This window comes from Flavobacterium psychrotolerans, from assembly GCF_003097635.1.
Taxonomy (GTDB): Bacteria; Bacteroidota; Bacteroidia; order Flavobacteriales; family Flavobacteriaceae; genus Flavobacterium; species Flavobacterium psychrotolerans.
Genome location: NZ_QCZI01000003.1, coordinates 1 through 18,669 on the forward strand (window position 1 = coordinate 1; position 18,669 = coordinate 18,669).

At 33.5% G+C, this 18,669-nt stretch carries 19 protein-coding genes; 6 read left to right on the top strand and 13 right to left on the bottom strand.

The annotated features are described in order from the left end of the window. Window positions 1–610 precede the first annotated feature (610 nt). Window positions 611–748: a hypothetical protein gene (locus tag DB895_RS14225; protein ID WP_166426925.1), complete on the top strand. Its 138-nt coding sequence runs from the start codon at window positions 611–613 to the stop codon at window positions 746–748. An 18-nt stretch (window positions 749–766) separates the two neighbouring features. On the opposite strand, the gene DB895_RS02975 is transcribed toward DB895_RS14225, so the two are convergent. Beyond that, window positions 767–2,002, bottom strand: coding sequence for an ABC transporter permease (locus tag DB895_RS02975; protein WP_116723875.1), 1,236 nt, complete (start codon window positions 2,000–2,002; stop codon window positions 767–769). 172 nt (window positions 2,003–2,174) lie between these two features. Between DB895_RS02975 and DB895_RS02980 the strand changes: the two genes are divergently transcribed. Further along, entirely contained in the window at window positions 2,175–3,422 is a 1,248-nt protein-coding gene (locus DB895_RS02980; RefSeq protein ID WP_116724077.1) for an exo-beta-N-acetylmuramidase NamZ family protein, read from the top strand. Here DB895_RS02980 and DB895_RS02985 read toward each other — a convergent pair. Beyond that, window positions 3,419–4,255 (bottom strand): thioredoxin family protein, encoded by an 837-nt coding sequence (locus DB895_RS02985; protein WP_116723876.1) that lies wholly within the window; start codon window positions 4,253–4,255, stop codon window positions 3,419–3,421. The two genes, DB895_RS02980 and DB895_RS02985, sit on opposite strands and share 4 nt — an antisense overlap. Before the next feature lie 37 nt (window positions 4,256–4,292). Further along, on the bottom strand, window positions 4,293–4,787 hold the full coding sequence (locus DB895_RS02990; RefSeq protein WP_116723877.1) for a YkgJ family cysteine cluster protein: 495 nt from the start codon (window positions 4,785–4,787) through the stop codon (window positions 4,293–4,295). Between the two features lie 95 nt (window positions 4,788–4,882). On the opposite strand from DB895_RS02990, the gene DB895_RS02995 reads away from it, so the two are divergent. Next, window positions 4,883–5,599: a class I SAM-dependent methyltransferase gene (locus tag DB895_RS02995; RefSeq protein ID WP_116724078.1), complete on the top strand. Its 717-nt coding sequence runs from the start codon at window positions 4,883–4,885 to the stop codon at window positions 5,597–5,599. Window positions 5,600–5,610: 11 nt separating this feature from the next. Then, a complete protein-coding gene (locus tag DB895_RS03000; RefSeq protein ID WP_116723878.1) occupies window positions 5,611–6,156 on the top strand; it encodes a YfiT family bacillithiol transferase in 546 nt (181 codons plus the stop codon). Window positions 6,157–6,314: 158 nt separating this feature from the next. Here the strand turns inward: DB895_RS03000 and DB895_RS03005 are convergent, their stop codons facing one another. The 9 genes from DB895_RS03005 to DB895_RS03050 form a co-directional block, all read right to left on the bottom strand. Next, window positions 6,315–7,469, bottom strand: a complete 1,155-nt coding sequence (locus DB895_RS03005) for an aminotransferase class V-fold PLP-dependent enzyme (RefSeq protein WP_116723879.1) — start codon at window positions 7,467–7,469, stop codon at window positions 6,315–6,317. A 1-nt stretch (window position 7,470) separates the two neighbouring features. Further along, window positions 7,471–8,274: an energy transducer TonB gene (locus tag DB895_RS03010; protein ID WP_116723880.1), complete on the bottom strand. Its 804-nt coding sequence runs from the start codon at window positions 8,272–8,274 to the stop codon at window positions 7,471–7,473. A gap of 3 nt (window positions 8,275–8,277) precedes the next feature. Continuing rightward, entirely contained in the window at window positions 8,278–8,910 is a 633-nt protein-coding gene (locus DB895_RS03015) for a 7-carboxy-7-deazaguanine synthase QueE (protein ID WP_116723881.1), read from the bottom strand. 266 nt (window positions 8,911–9,176) lie between these two features. After that, window positions 9,177–10,871, bottom strand: coding sequence for a tetratricopeptide repeat protein (locus DB895_RS03020; protein WP_317046100.1), 1,695 nt, complete (start codon window positions 10,869–10,871; stop codon window positions 9,177–9,179). Next, a complete protein-coding gene (locus tag DB895_RS03025; RefSeq protein ID WP_116723882.1) occupies window positions 10,858–11,781 on the bottom strand; it encodes a PstS family phosphate ABC transporter substrate-binding protein in 924 nt (307 codons plus the stop codon). Before DB895_RS03025 ends, DB895_RS03020 begins: the two co-directional genes overlap by 14 nt. 232 nt (window positions 11,782–12,013) lie before the next feature. Next, the gene (locus DB895_RS03035; protein WP_116723884.1) at window positions 12,014–12,802 is read right to left on the bottom strand and encodes an energy transducer TonB; all 789 of its coding nucleotides are present in this window, start codon (window positions 12,800–12,802) and stop codon (window positions 12,014–12,016) included. Between the two features lie 39 nt (window positions 12,803–12,841). After that, entirely contained in the window at window positions 12,842–13,399 is a 558-nt protein-coding gene (locus tag DB895_RS03040; protein WP_116723885.1) for an ExbD/TolR family protein, read from the bottom strand. Window positions 13,400–13,418: 19 nt separating this feature from the next. Beyond that, complete coding sequence (locus tag DB895_RS03045; RefSeq protein ID WP_116723886.1) at window positions 13,419–14,030, bottom strand: ExbD/TolR family protein; 612 nt, start codon at window positions 14,028–14,030, stop codon at window positions 13,419–13,421. A 40-nt stretch (window positions 14,031–14,070) separates the two neighbouring features. Continuing rightward, complete coding sequence (locus DB895_RS03050; RefSeq protein ID WP_116723887.1) at window positions 14,071–14,889, bottom strand: MotA/TolQ/ExbB proton channel family protein; 819 nt, start codon at window positions 14,887–14,889, stop codon at window positions 14,071–14,073. 447 nt (window positions 14,890–15,336) lie between these two features. On the opposite strand from DB895_RS03050, the gene DB895_RS03055 reads away from it, so the two are divergent. Then, window positions 15,337–15,705 (top strand): DMT family protein, encoded by a 369-nt coding sequence (locus DB895_RS03055; protein ID WP_116723888.1) that lies wholly within the window; start codon window positions 15,337–15,339, stop codon window positions 15,703–15,705. A gap of 54 nt (window positions 15,706–15,759) precedes the next feature. Next, window positions 15,760–16,122 carry a cupin domain-containing protein gene (locus tag DB895_RS03060; protein ID WP_116723889.1) on the top strand — a complete coding sequence of 121 codons (363 nt, stop codon included), beginning with the start codon at window positions 15,760–15,762 and terminating at the stop codon, window positions 16,120–16,122. A gap of 92 nt (window positions 16,123–16,214) precedes the next feature. Here the strand turns inward: DB895_RS03060 and DB895_RS03065 are convergent, their stop codons facing one another. Further along, window positions 16,215–18,605 (bottom strand): penicillin acylase family protein, encoded by a 2,391-nt coding sequence (locus DB895_RS03065; RefSeq protein ID WP_116723890.1) that lies wholly within the window; start codon window positions 18,603–18,605, stop codon window positions 16,215–16,217. Window positions 18,606–18,669: the final 64 nt, after the last annotated feature.

The following is an 18,669-nucleotide window of genomic DNA, read 5'->3' on the forward strand; positions in this document are numbered from 1 at the left end:
CTCTTTAGCTTGTTTTATAGACAAATTATTCTAGCTTTATTCAAATCTCTCGATTCTCTTACTCTCTTTTTGTTTGTTTTGTTAAAGTCGCTGCAATGCAACGTCTCTACCAAAACGGCTGTCAATTCAATATGTCTAGGAACGTGTTCTTCTTGTTTTTTTTCACCTCATTTCTCATGATAAACATGTCTCTGGAAGCGGGTGCAAAAGTACAACTTCTTTTTAATCTCGCAAGTGTTTTGAAAAGTTTTTTGAAAATTTATTTTCTCCATTCTTTTCATCTTAGATTCGATAATTTATCGACTCCACTCTCATGCATCATCTCTAAGAACTTGACCCCCTTACGGGTCGGCAAAGATAAAACCTTTTTTCTCTTCTGGCAAGACTTTTTTTGGAAATTTTATCCCCCAAATAAACTCGCGATTTTCAATAAATAAGGTAGAACGTCTGCTTCAATGCGGGTGCAAAAGTAGTTAGTATTTTCAGCTTTCCAAATCTTTTTAGCCCTTTTTTTGAAAGTTTTTTTTAAAAGGAACGTAAGCCGCTGGCGATCTGTTTTTTGCAGATACCTTAGCTTTGGGATTCCTTAAATGATAATTGAAACTCTTTTATGGTTTTTATAGAAAAGTGCTTGTTTTATACGGTTGCCATAGCCCCGATTGCAGTGGAAATCCTTTCCCATCGCTTTTTAGCGTGGGGGAAAGATTGTAACGAAAAGCGGGAAATAGCTCCTGATGATGAAAGCTAAAGTGAGAATTTATAACTGTTATTCGAATTTTATGGCTTTTACCGGGGAAATTTTGGTGATTATATAGGACGGGATTAATAAAACCAACAAACAAATTGCAACTGTCCCTAGGTTTAATAATAAAATATAGAACCAATTGAGATAAACTGGCGCAACATTTACATAATAATTCTCCGGATTCAGTTTTATTATTCCGAAATACTGTTGAATTAATATGAGCCCTATGCCAATGAAGTTTCCCCATAGCAATCCTCGAACTATTAAGTAGGACGCATTATAGAGAAATATTTTGCGAACAGTCCAATTGTTAGCGCCTAAAGCTTTGAGAATTCCTATCATTTGGGTTCGCTCTAGGATTAATACTAACAAAGCGACTACCATATTTATAGTTGCCACAATGATCATAATTATTAATATGGTAATGATATTAAAATCGAATAGTTGTAGCCATTCAAAAATATAATAGTATTTTTCGACTATGGTTTTGGTGTCTAATGTGGAATTGGTTTGCGCATAAACTTGTTCCCCTTTCTCCTTGATGCGATTAAAATCGTCAACAAAAACCTCAAACGCCCCTACTTGATCCGGATTCCATTTGTTGATGCGCTGCACGTGGCGAATATCTCCTATTATATAGGTAGCGTCAAATTCTTGAAATCCAGAATTATAAATTCCCGTGATTTGAAAAACTCTCAGATTAGGCAACTGGTTGCTTTCCTCTTTCATGAAAAAAGTATTGAATGTATCTCCAACCTTTAGATTCAGTCTGTCTGCAAGGAATTGAGAAATCAATACTTGAGCGTTTAAATCATGAGATACATCTGGTGTTGTTCCTGAGACAAGATATTCGCTTAAGTTATTCCATTGATAATCTTTGCCGACACCTTTGAAGATTATTCCTTCAAAAGCAGATGATGTCCTAATAATACCCGCTTTACTTGCCACGGCTTGAATATGTTTAATTCCGTCAACAGAATTAAACTTGGGATAAAAACTTTGATTCGTAGCTATTGGGACAATGCTGACTTGTGATTGATTGTCGTCGTAATTTGAAATAATAATATGACCGTTGAAGGCCGCAACTTTTTCTCGGATTTTTTGTTGCAAACCAATACCTGTGGCCACCGAAATAATCATCATAATCATTCCGATGGCAATTGCAGAGATTGCTATTTTTATAATAGGAGTAGAAATGCTACTTTTACGGCTTTTAGCGGTAATTAATCTTTTTGCTATAAAATATTCTAAATTCAATGGATGCTATCTATTATGGTTTTGATTCACACGAGTCAAAAATACAGTTTTAGATAGTATTTCTAATAGATTTGGACCATTTAATTATTTAAAGTACATCAATATCATGATTTTTCATACCATTTATATCAGATTCAGAAATTTATTTAGTGGCTCGAAGTTAATTCTATTAATGGTTTTAACCCTGATAGTGGTTTCTTGTAAAACATCCAAAGCCATCAATTATTCCGCCCCAGCCGAAACAACTATTAAAAGTAGAATCAAATCGACAAAATTTTTAACGGGAGCCGATAACGTAAAAAGTTATTTTCCCCTTTTAAAAAACAAAAAAGTAGGAATTGTAACCAATCAAACAGGATTAATTTCCTATGATTCTATTTATACCGTTTTTGATACCGTTTCAGAATCTCATATCGATATTGTAAGCAAAAAAACATTGCATATCGTAGATTATATTAAGGAGAAAACCAAAATTGATCTCGTTAAAATTTATGCGCCAGAACATGGTTTTCGAGGTACTGCCGATGCTGGTGAGGTAATTGTTGATGGGAAGGACACTAAAACCGGACTACCTATCGTGTCGTTATATGGAAACAATAAAAAACCATCTGTAGAGCAATTAACCGGAATTGATGTATTGATTTTTGATTTACAAGATGTTGGTGCCCGATTCTATACGTACATTTCCTCGCTTCACTATATAATGGAAGCTTGTGCCGAAAACAATGTTCAACTGATTATTTTAGATCGTCCGAATCCAAATGGTGGCATTGTGGATGGTCCAATATTAGAAAAAGAATATAGTAGTTTTGTAGGAATGCATCCTATTCCTGTTTTACACGGAATGACCATTGCCGAATATGCCATGATGATAAATGGACAGAAATGGCTTAAAGACAGTATTCAATGCCATATAAAAATTGTTCCCTGTGAAAATTACCACCGGAGTATGCCCTACAGTTTGCCTGTAAAACCTTCACCCAATTTACCCAACGACCAAGCCATAAACTTGTATGCGAGTCTGTGCCTTTTTGAAGGAACCAATGTAAGTGTAGGGCGCGGAACGGACAAACAGTTTCAAATTTACGGCTCGCCTTATCTTCCCAACGTTGATTTTTGTTTTATTCCCATGCCAAATATCGGTGCGAAAGAACCTCTTTATAATGGTAGAGATTGTTTTGGTGAGGATTTGTCGACAACACCAAAAGTAACTCAATTGGAGCTGAAATGGCTTATCAAAGCCTACAACGAAACCGAAAACAAATCTAAATTCTTCAATCCCTTCTTTACTAAACTAGCAGGTACCAAAAAACTACAACAGCAAATAGAAGCTGGAATGTCAGAAGCTGAAATTAGAGCCACCTGGCAAAAAGGATTAGAAGAATTTAAAGAAATAAGAAATCAATATTTGATTTACTAATTAATTCTTTTTTCAGAAAAAATTAAATCTATTTTTTTTTCAAAATAACCAAAGTCTTCAATTTTCATTACTCTTTCTTCAATCTGTTTTAAACTACTAAGATTTAACCCTTTTGCAACAATAAGTTTCAGAAAATAATATGAGTTTAAATTATTTTCAACAATATCATTATCTTTATAACTTGAAAGTTTATCATTTAATTTCACATAATTATAATCGTAAGCATAATTATATAAGTCTATTTTTTGTTTAATTTCAACATAATTTTCAGCTTTTTTTGATAATAATTTCTTCGATTCCGACAAATAGTCACCACCAATATTAATTATTTTACTTCTTACATCTTTATCGACAAATAAAGAATAATCTAAGTATTTTTGAAAAACTCTTAAAGCAGTATTATAATTATTGTTATTATAAAAATTTATTAAATCAACAGATAGAAATTCTATTGATAATTCGAATTTTTCTAATTCTTTTTTTAATTCTTCTGCATCATGATAGCCTGAAAAAGTATAAACAACTTTACCGTTTCCATCCATAACAAACATATTGGGAATGCTATTAATCCCGTATTTATTTGCTAACCCCCTATTTTCATCAATATCTATTTTAACCTGAATGTAATTTTCTAAAACTAGTTTAACTTTTTTATCACTCCATGAATCATATTCCATTTTTTTACAAGGTCCGCACCAAGTAGCCCAAAAATCTACAATCATAAATTTGTTTGAAGCTAGTGAAAGTTTTTGAGCATCTTTGAAAGATGTTAACCAAGCCGCATTGGATAATTGAGAAAATAAAACAAATAAAATTATAACTGTTTTTTTCATAAAGATTAATTTACAAGTAAATGTATTAAAATTAACACTACAATGGCAATCTCTTTTTCATTTCCTCCACAATATTATATGCAGCGGGACAAATAGCGACATTTTGTAATGTCAAGTTTGTAATTTGCTGAAACTTTTTTCGGTCAGTATGAGGAAATTCCCGACACGCTTTGGGACGAACATCATAAATAAAACAAGTATTATCATTATCTAGAAAAGTACAAGGGACACTTTGCAACACATAATCTTTATCCTCATCAATTCGCAAATATTGCGCTATGAACTGTTGCGGCTTTTGTCGTAAATGTTTCGAAATTCGTTCAATATCGGCAGAAGTAAAAAGAGGCCCCGTAGTTTTACAGCAATTGGCACATGACAAACAATCGGTTTTTTTGAATTCAGCATCGTGCAAATCCTGCATCACATAATCTAAGTTTTTGGGCGGTTTGTTTTTTAGCTTATCAAAATACTTTTTGTTCTCGATATGCTTATCTTTGGCAAGTTTTACGATTTCGTTTAAAGGTGGTTTCAAGTTTAAAGTTTAAAGTTGAGCCTACAAAAGTAAACAACTTCTATATTAATAACTAAAAAACTAAAGGAACGATTGCTTCTTTACCCTCAATGATTATGAAAGACCTTTTCGGAAGAGCCATACTCGATTACCAAACAAATAATTCTCCAGAAGATTTAATCACAGAAACCTCCATATCTGAAGAAGACGAAATGAGTGTTGCCTATTTATTCCGGTCTTTTGCAGAAATGCCACAACTAGAACAAAAAGCCTTGCAACTCGCCAAAGGCAAAACCCTTGATGTAGGTTGCGGAGCAGGAAGCCATAGTTTGTATTTGCAGCAGGAATTGAATTTTGATGTGTCTGCTATAGACATTTCTGAAAATGCCATCAAAGCATGCCAACTTCGCGGGTTGAAAAAAACTAGGGTTCAAGACGTGATGACATTAGAAAATGAAACGTACGATACCATTTTGCTCATGATGAACGGTGCAGGAATGTGCGGAAAACTTAAAAATATACCGAAGTTTCTACTAAAACTGAAATCGTTATTAAACGAAAACGGACAAATTTTACTTGACAGTTCCGATATCATTTATATGTTTGACGAAGATGAAGATGGTGGAAAATGGATTCCTTCAGAACATGCCTATTATGGCGAAGTGATTTTTAATATTGGTTATAAAGGCCAAAAAGAAAAACCATTCGATTGGATGTATATTGATTACAACACTTTACAAAACGCAGCTTACGCAAATGGTCTGAAATGCGAATTGATTTTAGAAGGGGAACATTACGATTACTTAGCTCGGCTTTCTGTTGAACAAATATAAAAGAACTATTAATGGAAAATTTAAATCTAGAAAAATTACGTTATCCAATAGGAAAATTTATAGCTCCTAAAGACTATTCAGATGAATATCTGAATACTAAAATAGCAGAAATAGCAGCTTTTCCAAGACAATTAAAAAATGTAGTTTCTCATTTAACAGATATACAACTTGACACTCCTTATCGCCTTAATGGCTGGACTATTCGACAAGTAATCCATCATTGTGCTGATAGCCATATGAATTGCTTTATAAGAATAAAATGGGCTTTGACTGAAAACAATCCTATCATTAAATACTACCATGAAGACCGCTGGGCAGAATTACATGATAATTTAACCATGCCCATTGCACCTACATTACTATTCTTAGAAGGAATTCATTACCGTTTAAGTTATTTGATGGCTAATTTATCTAAAGAAGATTTAGAAAAATCCTTTATACATCCTGAACATAATTCTGAATTTAAACTTAAAGAAATAATAGGCACATATGCTTGGCATGGAAACCACCATTTAGCACATATTACGGAATTGAAAAAAAATAAAAAATGGAAATAATTTATATTTGGTATTGAATACATAACCTCCTATTTCTTAATAACATTTAAGATTTTTTAATACTTCATCAACAAAAAACTTGTTGGGTTTCCATTATAACGTTTCTATTCTCTAATTTACACTTCCGACAAGACCGACATAAGACTCTCAAAAGTAAATTACAACAATAAATCCGTGGTCAATTTAATCTCAATTAATGTCGAACGGAGAATGTCCAAATCTTTTTGAGAATTATAGGCGTTTAAAGAAATACGTAAAAAGATACCTTTGTCTGTTTTAAATACGGGAATTTCGATTCTGTATTTATAAAACAAAAGCTCTTTTAGTTCCGAAGGGGAATCCGTTTGAATAGGAATACTACACATTTGACCCATGAACTCAGCAGATATTGGACAAATGGGTTTTGAATTTAAAAGGTCACAAAATTTTTCGTAATTCTCCAATATCAATTTTCGGCATTGAGCGGATTTTTCTTTCCAATTATTATTCTCCAGAAAATCTATCACTTTTGGCGTACATAAAAAGGCGGAAATATCCCGCGTCCCCTGATATTCGTGGTAATCTAAAAATTGGCTTTCACTTGGTGTCTCACTTTCATAACCCCAACTTACAACTAAGGGATCAATATTTTTTTGGAATAACTTCTTCACATATAAAAAGGAAGAACCTTTTGGAGCTAACATCCATTTGTGTAAGGCTCCTGTGTAAAAATCGGGATTGAGTTCTTGAATGTTTAACTCGATGTGTCCGGGAACATGTGCACCGTCAATTATAGTAATTAATCCTAATTCTCGTGCCTTGTCGCAAATTTCCTTTACTGGAAAAATCAATGCCGTGGCACTAGATATTTGACTGATGAAAATCACTTTTGTTTTTTGGGTATAACCGCTCCAAAATTCCTCTAAAATTTGTTCCTTAGAAACTATTGGGAGTGAGATGTTTTGTCGAACGCACTTGGCTCCGGATTTTTCGCAAAAAAAATTCCATGTTCTGTCCATAGCGCCATATTCATGGTTTGTGGTCAGGATTTCATCACCTTCTTTTAATTCTAAACTGCGTAAAACCGTATTGACAGCAACCGTTGGATTGGGGGTAAAGAAAAAATCATCACTAGAACAACCTATGTATTTTGCCAAAAATTCCTTAGCCTCCTTTAAATATACTGTCGATTTTTTCTGAATGAATTGAACCGGTTCATTTTCCAGTTCCAATTGAAAACGTTGGTATTCCTCAAAAATAGGTTTAGGGCAGGCACCAAAAGAGCCATGATTTAGGAACGTGATTTGAGGATTAAGAAGAAACTGCGATTTCATATTAATTGCTTGTTGCGTGTATGTTGATAGGCAAGCTATAGACACATCTAATTGGTATTCCGTTTTGTGTCCCTGGACTCCATTTTGGGCACTTTTTTAAAACCCGGATTGCTTCTTTTCCAGTTCCATAGCCCAAGTCTTTTACAATTACAAAATCGGTTAGACTCCCATCGATATCAACAATAAAAGAAACAATTACTTTTCCTTTTAATCCTTCAACCGAAGGTGTTCTATAATTTTCATTAATAAACTGATAGAATTTTGTTAGACCTGATGAAAATTCAGGTGGTTTTTCATTTGATACTTTCTTAATTCCAACTGCTGTAGATACTCGAACCGAATCTGAAAATTTTTGGGAATTTGAAATGTTTTTTTCGGATAATTGAGCACTCTTACTATTTTGAGTATTTGAAACTCCTGGCTTAAACTTAAGATTAAACTCAAAAGGAATTTTCATTTCAATGCTAAAAGGCTTCCCTCCTCGTTTAGCGCATTCCCAATTGGGTGCCTTATTTAAAACTCTAATAATTTCGGTAGCCGACTCAATATCGTTAAATTCTACAACTCTTATATTTTGCAAAGCTCCTATTTTATCAATAGTGATAGATACAAGCATTTTTCCTGCTTTAGTTACTTTAGAAAAGTCAAATTCTTGATTGATGTATTCATAAAATTTGTCTAATTCCCCTCCATTAAATTTAGGATTTATTACATCCGAACCATAGACATCGTCAAATTCACCTCCTTGAGAATAACCGGAATCAGAAAATGTAAAGAGTAAAAATAGAAGTAAAAGATATTTCATGGTTTATGGTATGTTCAAATACTTATGTGTTTGCAAAGACACACGCCATTTGGGGTTTTTCATTACATAATCGACTATTAGTGGCGTCATTTCTTCTTTTTTACTCCATTCGGGCTGTAAAAATAAAATGGCATTTTTGTTTACTTTTTCGGCTTGTTCTTCGGCGAATATAAAATCGTGTTTGTTGTAAATAATGACCTTTAGCTCGTTGGCATTATCGTAAACGGTTTGTGTGGGCAATTTGTTTTTCTTAGGTGAAAGACAAATCCAATCCCAACTTCCTGTCAATGGATAGGCTCCGGAAGTTTCTATATGCACTTTCAGGTTTTTTTCTTTTAAAATTTGGGTTAGTGAGGTCATATCCCACATTAAAGGTTCTCCGCCAGTTACGACAACTGTATCGGCCTGTTCTTTAGCGTTGGCTACAATTTGTTCAATGCGTGTTGGCGGATGCAAAGCGGCATTCCAACTTTCTTTGACATCACACCAATGACATCCTACGTCACAACCACCAATTCTGATGAAATAGGCGGCTGTTCCTGTATGAAAACCTTCTCCTTGAATGGTGTAAAATTCTTCCATTAGCGGAAGCATGGTTCCTTTTTCGACTGCTAATTGTATTTCTTTTGCTAACATTTTTTATCAATAAAGGGCAAAGATAGGGAAATGGATTTGTGATTTGCGGTTTGGGATTTAGTAAATCTAGGAATGCCCAGAAATAATCACTAGCCCTGATGAAAGTGGAAATCCCAAGTGATTGTGAGGAACGAAGCAATCACTTGGATTGTAGCGAACAGCAGGAACAACCACTACTTGATATTCTCTAAATTCATGCTTCCAATAAAAACAAAAAACCGATAGCTTTTAATAAAACTATCGGTTTTGAATTGAATAATGATTTGTTATTTAAGTGTTTTCAATGACTCTAATGCGTATTGATTTGTTGGGTCAAGTGCTAGGGTTTTATTGAAATATTCTTTTGCTTTTGCTTTATCTGAATTTGCATAATTTGCAGCAATTAAATTATACGATTCAATGAATTTAGCTTTGTTTTTCGCAACTTCTTCTGGTCCTTTTTCTGTAACGACTCTTAAATATTCTTCATAATATTTTGTCATCATTTCGTCATTCTCTAGCAATCGGTTTGTTCTTGCTCTAAAAATGTAAGCGTCTTGAGTTGTTGGCGAAGCTTCTATTACTCTTCCAAAAGCGGCATCGGCTTTTTGAAGTGCTACTAGATCAACTTTTACGACGTCTTTTTTGGTATTGCTAAAATAAATGGAATTACCAAGATAAAAATTGTCTAATAAGAAATTTTTCGAATCTGGATTCGTAGTGGCAATTTCATAAATGGCAGCTGCTTCTTTGAATAATTTTTGTTCGTATAATTTTTTTCCAATTTCACTCAAATCATTAGTCATAGAAATTTCCATTTCTACTGATTTTTTAATATCGGAAACACCAGCTTCAAAAGTAGCAGGATCAACAGTCTTCGTTTCTAAGTTGTTTGCTTTTTTTAATTTAATTAAACCCAAATACATATAATCTCTGGCAATTACTTTATTTGATGGGTTAGCTATAAAATCTTGTAATGATTTTAATGCAAGTTCCGTATTTCCGTTTTCATAGGCGGAATATCCCAAATAACGAAGAATTCTTGGATTAACGTTGTCCAATTCCTTCATTTTATTGGCCTCAACTTCCAATGATTTGTAATCTTTAGCCAATATTAAAAAATCAGCATGACGCATACGGGATGTCAATGAATAATCCGTTAAACTCATGTATTTTTCGTAATACCCTAACGCTTTTTGAAGATATTCACTATATTTTTTAGGCTCGTTATTTCCCCAATAATAATACGTTTCTGCTAATTCTCTATAAACCGGTCCATAATTAGGATCGGTAGCAATAACATCATCATAAGCTTTTACAGCAAGTGTATATGCTTTTGCTCCTTTTAACAAAACACCCAATTGCATTTTTGATCTAATCAAAGTATTATCCGTATTGAAAGCATTTCGATAGGCCGCATAAGACTCATTTTGATTTTTGTCGCCATAAAACGCATCTCCAAAAGCCATTTGTAAATTGGCATCCGATGGACTGATTGCTTTTGCTTTATTTAAAGTGGCTATTGCTGATTTATAATCAGGTTTGTCCGCATTCATGTATGCCTTAGCAATATACACATACTCTTCAATGTCTTTTTTCTTGATGTCTTTAGTTGCAAGAGCAAAGTTAGCTTGAGCTGCAACTGCATTATTCGCATTTAAATCCATTTGACCTAAACCTATATAATTCAACTTTGCACCATCAGTACCAGTTAGCCCTTTTTGAAAAAATATTTTTGCAGAATCTTGAATGTCCTGTTTAAGATAAACGTTGCCTAATAGAAATGCAGCCTTTCCATTTCCTGGTTTTGCTTGAATAAGCGATTTCAACATTGATTTTGCTTTTTCATATTGTTCAGCATCTATAGCTTTTTTTGCTTGCTCTAAATCCTGAGCTTTACCTACTGTTGCTGTAGCAAGTAATATAAAACTGAAAATCTTAAATTTGTTCATCGTTTCGTGATTAATTTTATTTTTTATCATTATTGATTTCTTTTCGTATAAGAATTTTTCGTGATGGAGTTCGTACAGGCACTAATCCAGACTTCAGAACAATCCTTTGTCCGATTTCTCCAGCCAGAAATGAGGCAAATCCCATACCTAACCCTGAATAACCCTGACAATTTATAATATACAAATCGCGTGCCAAAGGATATTTCCCTTCGGCAATATTATTTTGTGTAGGCGCATAATAATTGATATCACTGTCATTCTTAACCTCTAACACATTTATTTTATTGATGTATTGTTTCATCTCCAAACTTGACTCAGATAGAAAATTCACTCCAACCACACCTATCATTCCATCATTTTTTGCTACATATTGGATAACCTCATTGTTTGTTTTAAAAGAAAAAACTCCTTTTTGAGGGAAATTTTTGATTCCAGCCAATAGGTTAATATACCTGGCCGTACTTGAATTTGGATTGTCAAAAACCAAACCTTTAATATTAGATTGGACTTTACCTTGCATAACACCAATAATATCTTTTAACGCAATTAAAGTGTCATTATTATTTTTATTTGCAATTAAAGCTATGGCATCTTTGGCAAATGGAGTTGTTTTTGGAACTATATTTTTAGCTTCAAAAATTTTCATTTCTTCAATAGTCAATTTTCTTGGTAAGATTGCAATTCGCGAACTGTCTTTTACCAATGACTGGATTACTTCAGCTTCGGATTTTGCATCAATGCTAATTTTGGCTTTATATAAACTTTCAAAAACCTGGATTTGATCTTCAACAATTGGCTTTAAAGTCTCATCAACCAGAATTGTAGTTGATCCCTCGAGAATGGTTTCGCTCTTTGGTTTAGAATTCCCACTATTGTTACACGATAGAATTAAAAACGATAGAAAAACAAATAGTGTCACTGTGGAGGTTAACTTTTTCATAACTAGTCGTTGTCAGAATTAATAAAACGCATAAATCGAAAAAAAGAGTAGACAATTAAAATTATTCCAAAAGCAATTCTATAACTTGGTTGCATGACAATTGGAAATTCTTTCCAAAAAATTACAGTTAATCCTAAAACCAAATATAATAAAAAGAAAAACATTCCTATAACAAGAAGAAACCGCTCTTTTAGCGATTTCTTCTTGAAATTAATTGTCATTTTATTCAACATTACTCAGCAGATTGAATGTTGATAGGCAATGAGTATAACACCCTTACCTTTTTACCGTTTTGTTCTCCGGGAGTCCATTTTGGACAAGATTTTAATACACGAATAGCTTCTTTACCTGTGCCGTAACCTATATCTCTGATTACTTTTATATCAGTAAGTGAACCGTCTTTTTCAACAACAAAAGAAACAAAAACCTTACCTTTCAATCCTTCTTCTTCTGGAGTTTGGTAATTTTTAGCGACAAATTTATAAAATTTTTCTATTCCGCCTGGAAAATCTGGTTTAACCTCGATTCCTGCTGTGTTATAAATTGCATTGTCTTCTTCTACAACATCTTTAGGACCATTACCTACTGGTTCTACAGTTAATTCTGCATCTGGATCTCCTTTAATGGTCTCCGCACCGATTTTTTTGTCTTTTATTTCGGCTATTTTTGGCGGTTCTTCAGTAACTTCATCTGCTTTAGCTACCACAGGTTTCACAAATTTCACCTGATCAACTTTTGGAGGCGGTGGCGGAGGTGGTGGAAGATTTTCTTTTGGCTGCTCTTTTGGCGGTAACTTCACAGTGACAATTTTCGTGTCTAAGGTTGTATCATCTGAAGCTTTTGGCAACATATTGATAAGCAAAGGAGCGGCAATGGCAAAACCAAAAAGAACAGATCCTATTATAAGCGCTTTTATGGTTGTCTTTGAACTTGATTTTCTTAATTCGTAGGCGCCATAAATTTTATTGCGTCCTTCAAATACGATTTCAATCCATTGATCTTTTAATATATCTAATTTCATTTTCTTGATTATTAGGTTATAATGTAAGTAAGAAGAATCTTAATTACCTTCTAACAATTTTTCTTCTTCAGGAGTAAATTCATTTACAATTGCATTCGTTTCTACCCCTACAATTGCCATTTCATCCAGTATATCAACCAAGTTTCGGTAATTTGATTTCTTACTTGGTTTAATAATCACAATAATTCCATTTTTGGGCTTACCTAAAGCTGTAGAATATTCCAAAACTGTTTTTTTTCTTTTTATCAATTCTTTACGAATCCCATCTTTACCGTAAGCAATTGCTTTAGGTCCAGCTATTGGAGTTGCTAACAAACCCATATAGAAAGTCATTTTATTATGATCACCTAATAAAATGGTCATTGTACGGTTTTCATCAACTTTTATAGGGGCTTCCTTTTTCTTATCATCCTCTTTATCCGGCAAAGCCAAGCTCATCGATTGAGGTTTTGACAAAGTAGTGGTAAGCATAAAGAACGTGATTAATAAGAAAGCCAAATCCACCATAGCAGTTAAATCTACTTTTGCGTTTTGTTTTTTACTTCTTACTTTACCACCTTTTCCGCCTCCACCGTCGCCAGTATTTAATTCAGCCATTTTAGTGTATCTTTTTTAATTAAAAATCTTTTCCTCTCAAACCAGTAACTAAACTAAAGCTATTGATTTTTTGGTCTTGTAAAATATCCATTACTTTTTTGATTTCTGGATATTCTTCTTTTGCATCCCCTTTAATTGCAACTTGTAATTCTTTGTCGGCGATTTCAATATTGGCAGTTCTGGCATAGTAAATCCATTCTTTCAATTGATTATCAAGTGAATCTTTTGGAACTCCGGGTTGTCCGGCTTTGCTTCTATCAGCCGCTTTCATGTCTATAATTTGCTTTAGACTTTGTATTGGCACACCAAAACCATCCATTAGGGCAAATTTGTCTTTATCTTCATCCGAAAATTTCACACTGTATTTATCTCCCATCAACTCCAATGTTCTTTTGCGAACTTCTCGTCCTTTCAAATCAAAAAACACTTTCCCTCCACCTATAGTTATCGTAGCCAGATCACTTTCTGGCAATTTAGTTTGCACTGTCGATGCCGGCGTATCAACTGGCAAAGCTTCAGGCACTTTGGCTGTAGCAGTCAAAATAAAGAAGGTTAGCAAAAGGAAAGCCACATCACACATTGCCGTCATATCGGTAGATGTTGACTTTTTTTTCATTTTTATTTTAGCCATTATTTTTTATATATTATTTGATAATGTATATCAAAAATTATTATTGTTTCAAGCTACCTCTAAAGTGTCTGTAGGTATTTACAATTGTCGTACCTGCCTCGTCGATAGAATACGTTAAATCATCAATTTTAGAAGTAAAAAAGTTGTAAGCAATAATTGCTAATACTGAAGTAGAAATACCTGTAGCGGTATTGATAAGTGCTTCCGAAATACCTGTTGCAAGTGCTGCTTGATCCGGAGTTCCTGCACTAGCCAAAGCACCAAACGCCTTAATCATCCCAGATACTGTTCCCAATAATCCACCAAGTGTTCCTAAAGAAACCAATGAAGAGATAATTGTCATGTTTTTTTCTAACATTGGCATTTCAAGTGAAGTAGCTTCTTCTATTTCTTTGTGAATAGTCTCTGCAGCTTCCTCGCTATTGAATCCTTCTTTTTTTACATCTTGATATTTAACTAAAGCTGATTTAATTGAATTTGCAACAGAACCTTGTTGTTTGTCACAAGTAGCAATTGCATCCTCGATTTTTCCTTCTTTAACACTTCCTTGTACATTTTTCATGAATGTATCTAAATTTCCTTTTCCTGCTGCTTTTGAAATAACTGCAAAACGCTCAAAAGAGAAAACAACAACCATCAACAACATCCCTAATAACACCGGTACAATAAATCCTCCTTTATAAACCATCCCTAAAGTATTTAATGGATGCCCTTTTTCGCTATCTCCTCCTTCAAAGTTAGATGAAGCTCCCATTAATTGAGACCAAACAAGGTAACCTACAAATATACATGCTACAATAATGATTCCTGAAATCATTCCTCCTACTTTTGAACCACCTTCATTTTTAACGTTTGCCATTTTTTTAATTTTTAATAGATTTAAATAATTTATAAATTTTTAGTTGTAAATAAACTTGTTTAGGGACAAATTTAATTTTTTAGTTTAAATAAAAAAACTTTTTTCGGGTTAATTATAATTAATTTTATACCTTATATATTATTAAACCTTTGATAGAAGTCCATATTTTTTTAAAACAAATAAAACACACTCTTTCAACATCATTTAATCAATGATTTACGATATAACGCAGTTGTTATTTCGAATATTATACAGTACTTTAAATATCTAAAAAAATCTCAAAATTTTAAAATTCAGCAACAAATTATTAATACAAATTTAACAATTTTAATGTTGAAAAAAATTAATACCTTGCACCTGAATTTAGAAAAAACACTTCTTTAGAACACCATACTCATAGGTTAAAAAAGACCATTTCATCCCTATGGTTAATGCTTAAAAAATTACATGAAAAGTTACATCACTATTGGCTTATTAATTCTTTCGAATCTTTTCATGACTTTAGCTTGGTACGGACATCTCAAATTTAAAGAGCTAAAATGGTTTGAAAATGCGGGATTAATAACTGTAGTCCTAATCAGCTGGGCATTGGCTCTATTTGAATATTGTTTTCAGGTTCCAGCCAACAGAATTGGCTATGAAGGTAATGGAGGTCCTTTCACGTTAATGCAACTAAAAGTCATTCAAGAAGTAGCTACCTTAGTTGTTTTTGTTGTTTTTTCTTCCTTGTTTTTTAAAAATGAAACCTTAAAATGGAATCATGTGATTGGTTTTGTATTTTTAGTATTGTCGGTATATTTTATTTTTAAGAAATAAACCTATAAATCAAGTAATTTAAAAAAATTTGCGCACATCGAAGCAACATAAAATATGAAAAAATATTTCATCCAATACAGCCCATTCACAGTCCCAACTACAGACGGAAAACTTATTGAAGAACATCACGGCTTAGCGGCAACCAATAATCCCGAGATTTCAATTGCCCACATGATTGCGCCACCGCTTTGGAGCGAACCGTTTCAGACACCTGAATTTGAAGAATATACTTATATCATTTCTGGCAAAAAGCAATTTATTATTGATGGAGAAACCATAATTCTTACGGCTGGGCAATCGATAAAAATCGAAAAAAATACCAGAGTTCAATATTCGAATCCGTTTAATGAACCTTGCGAATATATTGCCGTTTGCAGACCGGCATTTTCTATAGAAAAAGTTAATAGAGAAAAATAGCTATTTTATAATGAGTGCTGGTTTTGTTGGATCACGTTTAATACAGGACATAGAAAATACTAATTATGAGCCCTATTGATTGACAAAAACAATTACTTTTTATGTGGTATAAAAACCAATTTTGTTGATGTTTTTATAATTTCTTCTTTATTCAATTTCATCTTTCTGAATTTCCCCGCATTATAAAGTTCAGCTTGATCATCATAATGAGAACTAAGTGGGTTTCCTGATTGTCCTGTTGGCAAAATACCCCAACTGTTTTCAACATCTGAAAAGTCTATAATTCTTCTGGTTGAAGGACCACCTTTAACAACATAATTTCCATCTTCAGTAAAATCGAAAAACAGGTTATTAATGACTTCTGATGATCCCGAAACAGCAAATGGCCCGACATTAAAATAAGGCCTCAAAGCGGCCACTTTCCCCAAAGGATGCTGATGTTCTAAGGTATGAACTTTATTCCAAGTCCAACCTGAAACTGAATTTCCTAACTGTTTATCTAAAGCTAAAATGGATTCTTTGAAAGATTTCGACAATATCTGACTTCTAGTTTCTTTCTTTTCTTTAGTCGTTATATTATCCCACCAAAGTGAATTTTTATTTACCATTTGTTTAGCAATTATCTGTTTCATAATATGAGTGCCTAAAAACTGCTTAAAATTAGCCGAACCCAATTCATCTTCGAAAGTGTTTTTTAAATACAAATAAACCCATTTGTTGTAAATCGTTGGCGCAACATCTTCCAGATTATTAGAGCCTTTCCAAGCTTTCAAAATAGCAATCGCTTGCTTTTCATTCTTAGAAAGAGTGTTGTAATCCACATTCGAAATTAATTGTTGAACCACTTCTGGAGCAACTGGCGAAGTATTATCGAACATCATTTTACTTACCGCTTCTTTATCCCAATTGGATTTTGGATCTAATAAATGCGTAATTCTTTTGGCTCTGTCTTCCGGAAGATAATATCCAGGATATAAAAATCCGGCTATTGGTTCCGGCTGATTGTTGGCCGAATACACATATTTCCAATCTGGATTTTCTGCCGAAGGATTTTTGGAGAAATCCAAATATTCCTTAATATCATCATGTCCGCTTGCACCGTTTAAAATAAAGTTAGTGTTCACTCCTTCATTGTGTTTGTATAATTTTCCCGTTGCCCACCAAGCCACATTTCCTTTGGCATCGCCATACATTACATTCAATCCGGGCGCAGCAATGAGCGCCACTCCATTATGAAATTGCTCTTTATTTTTTGCATGTGAAAGGATATAAACAGCATCCAAAATCTGTATGGGCTGCTGCGTATAAATCCAAGATAAAGCCACCGGTTCATTCATATTTAGGCCATCAATCAAATCGTTCATAATTGGACCATGTCGGCTCACTTTTAGATTCAAAATCACATCCGAAGTGTCTTTTACTTTTATAATTTTTTTTCTGATTTCGTAGTCTCTGAAACCCGTTGGTGTTTTGTATTTTTTTTCATTTCTAGGGTCATTTTCCTCCTGATACAAATCAATATCATCATTTTCGAACATCGTCAAACCATACGCATAATCTCTGTTATGTCCCAATAAAGGAAATGGAGTTCCCGCCAAATAACAGCCGTACAATTCAAAATCCGGTGTTACCAAATGTGCTTCGTACCAAGTTCCTGGTTGCGAAAATCCAATATGCGGATCATTGGCAAAAATCACTTTTCCGTTTTTCGTTTTTTCGGGTGCAAGTACCCAACTGTTACTTCCTATAAATGGTGGAATTGGCGATTGTTCTAAAAGTGAAGCAATGGATTTTGAGATGGCACTATATACCTGTGGTTTTTCTTTGGCATTTTTAATTCGAGTTGTATTAAAAGAACCATCAATGCCAAAATCCTTGAGATAATCCATTCCGTATTTATTTCGAATGTCTGTCAATAAAGGATCTGATTTCTGCGCCATGGCAAAACTAAAAGACATATACCCCAAAATATTATAAACATCTTTCAATGTAAATTTTTCTTTCTTCACTCCAATTAACTGAAACTCAACGGGCGTTTTCCCCTCATCGATATATTGGTTTATTCCGTCAAGATAAGCCAAAGTCAATTGATAACTTGGATCTTTTTTATCCAAAGCTGCAATTGCTTTAACCGAGGCTTCTTCTATTCCTAATCCTGCAAAAAAAATGTCGTTTTTTAAGGCAACAGAACCAAAAACCTCTGATAATCGTCCCGGTGCTATGCGACGCATCAACTCCATTTGCCACAATCGGTCTTGCGCATGTATATAACCCAAAGTTTCCATAGCATCCTTTGAATTATCAGCATAAATGTGAGGCACACCAAACTCATCAAAATAAACTATTGTTTCCTTCTTGATATTTTTCAATTCTACTTCGCCTTCGTATTTGGGTTTTTGATAAAAACCGTAAATAATTAGACCTATAATTACAATTGCTAATAACGAGAGTAATACCAGAAAAATGTTTTTTAATTTTTTCATCATCAAATAAATTGTTAAACAAATATATACGATTTGGAAGTCTTTTTAAAGTATTTATTTTCAA